We start from the raw sequence: 8,042 nt of genomic DNA, 5'->3' as shown, positions 1-8,042 counted from the left end.
TCTCATCCCATCTTCCCAAAAAAATCAATGAAGTTATAGGTTAAAAATATTTACGATTGTACTTTCCGAAGTACTGATTATAAGGTTAGTGTGGCATTATGGGCATATATGATTTTCGGGATTAATATAAAATAAGTTAATATAATTTTCTGATGTTTAACAAGATTATAGAATTTGGAGACAAAATGATATATTTAATATGGGTATTTTTTACCAAGGACTTCTGTTGAAGTAAGGGCAGCTATAGCACCCTCTGCACAGGCTGTAATAACCTGTCTTAGACCACCAGTGATATCACCAGCTGCGTATACACCTTTAATGTTTGTTCTCTGCTGTTTATCAACTATAACAAAGCCTTTTTCATCAAGTTTTACACCAAGTTGTTTAGCAAGCATGTTTTGTGGTTCTTCACCAACTGAAATAAAAACCCCGTCAACAAAAATTTTGGATTTTTGGTTTGTCTTTACATTACGAACTTGCAGATATTCAACTTTTTCAGCTCCATGAATACTTTCAACATGTGTGTTAAAAACTATTTTCACACCATTTGCTACTGCTTCATTTTGATAGGCTTGTTCAGCGCGTAACTGGTCACGCCTGTGAATCAAAAATACTTCTTTGCATCCTATCTGTTTCAAAAAAATTGCTTCGATGAGAGCTGAGTTCCCACCACCAATAACAGCGACTTTTTTCCCTTTGAAAAAGAAACCATCACATGTTGCACAATAAGAAACACCTTTACCTGTTAGTTCCTTCTCACCAGGTACATTGAACTTCCGATAATCTGTTCCTGTACATAAAACAACAGCTTTTACAGTGTATGTTTTATCACTAGTTATAACCCTAAATTTATCACCATTTTTCTCAATTTTTTTTACTTCTTCACCAAAATGGATGTCAGTGTATTTACTAGCATGCTGCTTCATCTTCTCCATAAGGTCAAGTCCAGATATTGATTCGAAACCTGGATAGTTCTCAATCTTGGGTGACAAACTTGCTAGACCACCACCCATGCCCTTGTCTATAACAACAGTTTTTATCCCTGATCTAACCGCATAAATTACAGCGGAATAACCTGCAGGACCTGCACCAATAATAGCTAGTTCATAATCCATTCTGTACTCCAAATAACTAATCAATATTTATCTTTTTATTATATTTTTATAGGTGTTTTTCAAAATATTATATGCCTCCTCAGGTGAATCAATGTTTATCACCATATTTTCAAACCGAGAAACATCAGTAACATCAGTATTTCCTCTATCCTTCACATGAGGTATTATCTGATCTGCTCGCCCTGGAATATTCGCTCTTATCAAAACTGCGATAGCTTTCTTTGTTGCCTGCGGCGTATATACACCAGCTACCTTCGCATATGCACAGAGAAGAGCAGATGCTTTACCAAGAATTCTACAACCAACTGTAGAACCTTGTATATTTTCGCCTAAATCATCTATTGCTTCTATAATAGGTTTGATTCCTCCTCCTTGTTTCCCAGTTAACAGAATGCCATTTTTTACAACTACGAAATAATAGTCAGACCCTAAAAGTAATTCTCTAGTTAACTCAATGTTTTCGATATTCTGAATGATTTATTCCCCCAAAGGCAAAATATTGTTAATGACGTTGTTGTTTAAAAAACCTAGTTTTTATGAATTATTTAGACCCCTCGAATACAGCAGTCTTTGAAAAATGGTTTTATTGTCTCTAAAGTTTCAGTTAAATATTCTTTTGGATAAGAAGTAACATTATCTAGTTTAGAAGATACCAAAGGCGGGTTATTCTTGAACTGCTGAAGATAAAACCTTTTAGCACCATCCAGCCATTTTGCTATCTCGACTATATCCTCCTTTTTAAGAAGCTCTGGAACAAAGGTTGTTCTAAACTCATAATCAGGTGCATCAGTTTTTATAATCCCGATGGATTTTTCAATTTTAGAAACATCTGTTTTCACACCAGCAAGCTGATTATATTTATCCTTCGGCGCCTTTACATCCATTGCTACATAATCAACCAGTTTTTTGTCAATTAGCTCTTTTAGTTTCTCAGGATAAAAACCGTTTGTATCAATTTTTATTAAATAACCTAGTTTTTTGACTTTCTCCGCAAACATCACGATGTCATTCTGCAACAGCGGTTCACCACCAGTTATAACAAGACCCTCAAGCAAACCCTTTCTTTTTTCAAGAAAAGAAAATATTTCTCCCTCAGAATATAACCCTGTCTCTCCAAACACGAGGTCTCTGTTATAGCAGAAAGGACAACGAAAATTGCATCCAACGGTCCAAATAATAGCACTAATTAAATCCGGGTAGTCCAACAATGATGTTTTTTGAAAACCACCTATTCTCATTTAGCAACAGCAACCCTTGTTTTCTTTTCCATTGTATTAAACATTTTTCTATCCCTAAACTCCTGCTGTTTACCACGGTTCCATTGATTAACAGGGCGTAAATAACCTACAACTCTAGAGTAAACCTCACAAGCTGTTGTCTTTTTTTGTGCTTCACATGTGGGACATGTTTGATGTTCACCAGCAATATAACCATGATCAGGACAAACGGAAAAAGTCGGTGTTAAAGTATAGTATGGCAGAGTATAGTTTTCTGCAATCTTTCTAATAAGTTTCTTAGCTGCTTCAGGTGAAGGGCTATCCTCCCCTAAAAACACGTGAAGAACAGTCCCACCAGTATATCTTGACTGCAAAGAATCCTGCAGATCAAGAGCCTCAAAAACATCTGATGTATAACCAACCGGTAATTGTGTTGAGTTTGTATAATAAGGCTCAACCTCGCCCCTACGTCCACCATTGTATTTTTCTTGGTTATAAATTCTAATATCTGGATAATTCGCCTTATCAATTTTTGGTAGACGATAACTTGTGTTGTGAAGGCATACTAGTCCGCTTCCGCCAAGGAAATTATTTACAAAATCATCTTTAACGTCGACTTCAAAATCATAAACGTATCTTGTTGGTTTTAATCTTTTAATCTCCTTAACTTTATCCCAGTAAATATCTGAAGTTGCCAATATTTTTAGTTGATCAAGTGCTTCATCTTTTTCTTTTATACTATTAGAGAGTTTTTGAATAATTTCATGCAGATACTGATTACTGATTCTATTTATCCTAATATTTTTATTTATGCTATCTTTACAGATATTCAAATCACTTGGTTTTATTCCATGTCTCTGCATTATCTGTTTTATTATTTTTGGAATCTCGGAAATAGTATATCCTCCAGAATGTATCTTACCCAATTGTGATTTCTCTTTTAGTATATTTGCAAAAAATATCTCCAAATTTTCGGCGCCAGTGATTGATATGCAGTAATTATCATTCCATCTGGAGTTATATTTTGATTTTTTGTCCTCTCTAATTTTTGTTAAAATCCCAAAACGTAAAAATAATAAATTAAGACCATCAATCAACTTTTTAGAGCTAGAATATAGATCAACAGAATAATCATTTTTTTCTATATTTTTATAAAACGATCCATCGCCTAGATAATATCCTCTTAAAAGTCCTGTCACACAATCAAGATTTGACGAAAAAATAAAATTTGGTACTTGTTTTTCATTGCTCTTACCTTGTAAACCAATCTCTCTAAAGAATAGGCCAATTGATTTGCTTAATGTTACTACATACCTAATTTTTCGAGGTTTTTTTCTTTTATAGTAAGCAATATGAACAGACTCATTCCCAAAAATTTTTTCGACAGACTTGAAGAATTTATCAGCAAAATTTTTATCGGTATTACTAAACTCGATTCTTTCAGCTAGCCAACCCTCTGAAAGCAGACATCCTACAATAAAACCAAAATCTTCACTAATTGGTATTATAGCATTAATTGGTTTGGTGTTTTTAGAATATCTGTAAAATATCTTTGAAGATATCAAAATCTCTCTGTCTATTTTAATATTCAAATCATATATTAATTTTAATGGGATAATCTTTCTTTTCCTCCATAACGATTTTACAGAGCTCCATTTAAACTTGTAATGTTTATTGCACCATTTTTTAACATCGTCATCCGCAATCAATCTTTCAATATAAGAAATTGGAAAGATACCATATAGATATTTATTAAATGAAGATTTTTTAAATAGCTCAATAAGATTAAATTCTTCATTGGTTGCTTCTATCTCAATTTTTTTAGGAACAGCAATATGAGCACCAACACTAAGATCGCTGACTAAAACCTCCTTAGGTATTCCTTCTGAATTCAATGTAAAAACGCTATGCTGTCCAGTAACTTTTATACTTCTACCAGATGCAGTTGTAATACTATACATTGATTTTCCACGATGCCTTACAAGGGCAGTTACAGGATATCTCTTGATTTTCTGATTTTTTCTACTGAAACCATATGTAAACATTTCACCGTATGGAATCTTTAAAACCTCACTGGTCCCAACCATCTGGATTTTATCTTTGTTTTTTTCTAAATAATTATCAATTAATGGACCGATTTCCTCAAAACGAGGATCGCTTTGAGATACAAGCACATTTTCATCAGGTGCTAAACTACCCTCACCAGGCGTTGCCTCAAGATTAAAAATATTACCTGTTTCTTGCTGGAAATCTGCCATTCTCTCACGCATGTGATCCAAAACTTTTTCAGCAAACTCTTTACCCTCCTTATCTCCTATGCTTTTGTTCATAAAATTAAGCAAAGCATCATTCATACCAATCAGACCAATTGTAGAGAAATGATTTTTCCAGTATTCACCAAATGTTTTTTTGACGTCGCTGAGATAGAAACGTGAATATGGATGTAAACCACTGAATGTAAGGTTTTCAATAACCTCTCTTTTTATTTCAAGGCTCTGTTTTGCAAGTTCCATCAGTTTATCTAGTCTTTCAAAAAACTCGTTGTCATCTTTTGATAGATAACCGATTTGTGGCATGTTTATAGTTACAACACCAATAGAATTCCCGCACCAACAAGGTTTTCCGTTTCTTCTTACATAAAGTGTATGATTTGGAACCTCTAGACAATAAACCTTTCCTTTATAGTGTTTTTTAAATATGCTGTTCTCCCTTAATCTAAAATGTTTAGATTTTCGATGAACACCAATTGTATACACAGTCCCTGAAGTTACTTTTCTGCCTTTTATGTTAGAAACATTTCTATTCTCTGCCTTTATTGTAGCAAGCCAACCTATTTTCATAACAATTTCTTGTATATCATCTGCTAATTTTTTAGAAGCTGTCCAATAATTGATTTGCCCGTTGCTCTTACGTATATACCCATCCCTTTTCACCATCCAATCAAATAAAATTTTCAATTTTTTCCTATCCAGTTCTTTGATTTCACGTGGAATGAACTTAGTATATTTATCACCAAACTGTCTTAGATAAGACCAAAGTTGTTTATTACAGATAACAAAATAAGTTTCATCTTCTAAAGTGTAATTAAATGGCAAAGAGTCCAACACTTTCATAATTTCTTTTCTTTTTTGTTTATTGACTTGGGAGATTACTGTCCTATACCCATGGCTTTTTGCAATTTTTTCATTGTCTGTAGATCCTTCTGCCAACCAGAAACCAAAAAACTTCAACCAATTATCGATTTTTATTTTTAAAGGAGAGGTTTCATATCTAACTCTTACTCTTTCTCTATTACCATATTTAGAATTTTTACAAATATTATGAATAGTTACAGGATTACAATTGTACTTCTTGGCAAGTTGATAGATGCTTTTTCCGTTTCTTTTTTCTAACTTTATATCTTCTATTTCTTCATCAGAAAAACGCGAAGTAGGACCTGAACCACCTAAGATTGATACGGGTGGTAATTCAAAGAATTTTTTCTTTGAACAATTCCAAATGCCTCGTTTAGGGATGCGGTGAGTATTAGGTTTGAAATCTTTTGCCTCTACAAATTTTCTTTCTTTAGTCCATGTATTATCTACCAACATTCGATGATTTGGAGTAACTAGTAAATCAAGAGATCTTGTTTTAAAATGATACATTTCATTATCATAATCATATTCAAAAAATCTTATTGGTTTATGTAATTTGATTTCATTATTTTTAGTTAAAGTAAATACTTTTTCATTTTTATTTACATCTTTAAAAAATTTCCAACCATTTTCAGTAAGTACCTCGGTTTTTTCATCATAACAACCTGTTTTTGGATTCGCACCAAATAATCCGCCACCACGTTTTCTCAGTTCTCTGTTGTCTAAACGTAATCTGCAGCACATACTTCTTGCATCCTCTGGTTTCATATCTGAATTAATAAAATTTGAGAAATATGGTGCACCATATTTTGCAGTCATATCCCATATAGGATCTAACGAATCATCGTCCCAATTGAAATTCTTTGTAATGTTATATGTCGGGATTGGAAATGTAAAAGGCCTTCCTTTAGCATCACCTTCATACATTACCTCGGCAAATGCTCGATTAAACATGCCTATTTCATCAACAAAATCACTGTAAGTATCATCTTTTAACTCTCCACCAATTATCACAGGTTCATCCATCATGTATTTGGGAACTGTAAGATCTAGGGTACAGTTGCTGAATGGGCTTTGGAAGCCTACTCGTGTCGGCACATTCATGTTGAAAAGAAATTTCTGCATTTCTTGTTTTACATCTTTATAACTCAAACCATCGTATCTAATAAATGGTGCAAGTAAGCTGTCAAAGTTTGATAGTGCTTGTGCACCAGCTGCTTCACCTTGTAGCGTGTAAAGATAGTTTACAACCTGCATTAGTGCTGTGCTAAAGTGTTTTGCTGGTTTACTTTCTATTTTACCTGAAACACCTCGGAATCCCAATAATAATAAATCTTTTAGATCCCATCCTACGCAATATGCCCCGAGTGTACCAAGGTCATGAATATGGTATGATCCTTTTGTGTGTGCTTCGCCTATTTCTGGGGGATAAATTTTATTAAGCCAGTAATGAGAAATAATATTTTCTGTTGCGTAAACATTTAATCCTTGTAGGGAGTAGGCCATGTTGCTGTTTTCTTGTACTTTCCAGTCCATCATGCTAAGGTAGCCATCTACTATGTCTATGTCTTTTAGTAGGCCTCCTATTTCTCTTATGTCTTGGTGTTGTTTTCTATAGAGTATGTAGGCTTTGGCTGTTTTTGCGTGTCCTTCTTCAATTAGTGTTTTTTCAACAATATCTTGTACCTGTTCGACTGTTGGTATTTCTCCTTTTTTTAGTGTTTTTTCAAGCATTTGTATTACTTTGTCTGTTAGTTCTACTGCTTTTTTGTAATCCTTTCCGCCGACTGCTTGTGCTGCTTTCCAGATAGCTTCTGTTATTTTTATGGGGTTGAAATCAACAACTCTTCCGTCTCTTTTCCTAATTTTTCTTATCATCTTTTATTTCTCCTTTTTTGTTGTTTGTTTCATTAAGTTTTTAACCTCTTTTTCGAATGAGTTAACATCGGTAAATGATCTATATACTGATGCGAATCTTATGTATCCGACATGGTCAACTTGTTTTAGTGTTTCCATCACATACTCCCCTATGAGTGATGTTTCGACTTCTTCTTTTCCGCAGCGTCTTATTTTTTCTTCTATTGAGTCGACTATTTCGTCTATTTTTTCGTGGCTTATTGGGCGTTTTTCGAGGGCTTTCATTATGCCGTTTTTGATTTTATTTCTATCGAATTTTTCTCGTCGTCCGTCTTTTTTTATTACGTAAAGTGGTTCCATTTCAATGGATTCATAGGTTGTGAATCTTTTGCCGCATTTCAGGCATTCTCGTCGTCTGCGTATTGAGTATTTTCCTGTGTCTCTTGAGTCTGTGACTTTGGATTCAATGTGGTTGCAGTATGGACAGTTCATATTCCATCACACCAGATAGCATGTAGATACAATATATTGTATTTTAAAAATTGTTATCTACATTGTATTGTATGAATCTAGGGTTTTTAAAGTTTTCTGTTTTACTAAAAATTAGACTGTTTTTTTAAAGATTCTTAGATTGTCTAAATATGTACTGTCAACCGGCATCGCTAACATTTCATAAATAAAATGATGCCGGTGTTCCCTCAACACCAAGAGAATATCGA

Annotated in this window: 5 protein-coding genes; all 5 read right to left on the bottom strand. The window is 33.8% G+C overall.

Features of this window, described 5'->3' with window-relative positions; translation table 11 throughout:
* Nucleotides 1-194: 194 nt before the first annotated feature.
* Complete coding sequence (gene trxB, locus QHH19_05825; protein ID MDH7517845.1) at nt 195-1,115, bottom strand: thioredoxin-disulfide reductase; 921 nt, start codon at nt 1,113-1,115, stop codon at nt 195-197.
* Between the two features lie 27 nt (nt 1,116-1,142).
* Complete coding sequence (locus QHH19_05820) at nt 1,143-1,571, bottom strand: DUF1893 domain-containing protein (protein ID MDH7517844.1); 429 nt, start codon at nt 1,569-1,571, stop codon at nt 1,143-1,145.
* An 89-nt stretch (nt 1,572-1,660) separates the two neighbouring features.
* Complete coding sequence (locus tag QHH19_05815; protein MDH7517843.1) at nt 1,661-2,353, bottom strand: anaerobic ribonucleoside-triphosphate reductase activating protein; 693 nt, start codon at nt 2,351-2,353, stop codon at nt 1,661-1,663.
* Entirely contained in the window at nt 2,350-7,344 is a 4,995-nt protein-coding gene (locus tag QHH19_05810; protein ID MDH7517842.1) for a ribonucleoside triphosphate reductase, read from the bottom strand. Before QHH19_05810 ends, QHH19_05815 begins: the two co-directional genes overlap by 4 nt.
* Nucleotides 7,345-7,347: 3 nt before the next feature.
* The gene (gene nrdR, locus QHH19_05805; GenBank protein ID MDH7517841.1) at nt 7,348-7,815 is read right to left on the bottom strand and encodes a transcriptional regulator NrdR; all 468 of its coding nucleotides are present in this window, start codon (nt 7,813-7,815) and stop codon (nt 7,348-7,350) included.
* Between the last annotated feature and the right edge of the window lie 227 nt (nt 7,816-8,042).

The sequence above is a fragment of the Candidatus Thermoplasmatota archaeon genome (genome assembly GCA_029907305.1).
Taxonomy (GTDB): Archaea; Thermoplasmatota; E2; order DHVEG-1; family DHVEG-1; genus JARYMC01.
The sequence above is the reverse complement of the archived record's forward strand: the minus strand, read 5'-3'. Positions and strand labels throughout refer to the sequence as shown.